At 75.1% G+C, this 1,035-nt stretch carries 1 protein-coding gene and 1 pseudogene; both read right to left on the bottom strand.

Annotation, left to right across the window (positions count from 1 at the left end; genetic code table 11):
• Positions 1–136, bottom strand: a pseudogene (locus FV223_RS32235) (DNA mismatch repair protein MutS); the annotation flags it as partial.
• Positions 137–326: 190 nt separating this feature from the next.
• Positions 327–1,035: MltA domain-containing protein (locus FV223_RS28385; RefSeq protein ID WP_187276290.1), on the bottom strand; the 709-nt coding region annotated here is incomplete at its 5' end.

Raw genomic sequence — 1,035 nt, 5'->3', positions numbered from 1 at the left:
GCCCTGGGGCGTCGGCAGCCGGCTTGGCCTTCCGCAGCGGCGCGCGGGCGCGCAGCGGCGTGATCAGCTTGGCGATCTCGCCCCAGAGATGGGCATCCTCGCGGGACAGCGCCCGCGGCCGGCGCGGCGGCCTCATGCCGGACGCTCGGATCGCGTGAGGTGAAGCGCGGGTCTCTTCTTCCATGGGAGAGGGAGCCGCGCCGTGACGCCCAGGATCCTTCCGGCTTCCACACGCCGACATGCGGACATTCGTTCGTCCGTTCCGGTTCCAGCGAGTCGCGGAAAGCGATGGCATTGGAGCCATGGCGTCGGAGACCAGAACCCCCTCATGGCGCGGCCGGCTTCGGCAGGAGCACGACGAAGCCGGGCTTGGTGTGCAGGTCTCCGGCCGCGACGCCGGCCGCCGCGCCGGTGCCGACGTAGAGGTCGCCGCGGGCCGGGCCGAGGATGGCCGAGCCGGTATCGGCCGCGACCACGAGGTGCCCGCTGCCGAGCTGGCCGGGCAGCCTGCCCTCCAGCCAGAACGGCAGGCCGTAGCGCCAGAGGGTGCCGTCCACCGCCAGGCTGCGGCCGGGGCTGAGGGGCGCGCCGGCCGCGCCCGGCGGACCCAGGGCGGGATCGGTGACCGGCTCGGTGCGGAAGAAGATGTAGGACGCGTTCAGCCGCATCAGCCGGCGTGCGTGGTCCGGGTGCGCGCGCAGCCAGGCGGTCCAGCGGGCGAGGCTGAGGTCGTTCAGGGCGAGGTGCCCCTCCGCCACCAGCAGCTTGCCGATCGAGGTGTAGGGCCGGCCGTTCTTGCCGTCGTAGAGCACGCGGATCGCCGACCCGTCGGGCAGGCGGACGCGGCCGGAGCCCTGCACCTGCAGCACGAACAGGTCGACGGCGTCGCGCAGCCACAGCAGCGGGCGGGTGCGCCCGGCGATCGCCCCGTCCTCGATCGCGGCCCGGTCGGGATAGGCCTCGAACCCGGCCGCCGCCGCGCGCCCGGCGCGCAACGCCGGATCGAGGCCGGGGCGGGTCTCGCCGGGGGCGAGC

The sequence above is a fragment of the Methylobacterium sp. WL116 genome (assembly GCF_008039455.1).
GTDB lineage: Bacteria > Pseudomonadota > Alphaproteobacteria > Rhizobiales > Beijerinckiaceae > Methylobacterium.
This window is presented reverse-complemented; position numbering and strand designations above follow the sequence as displayed.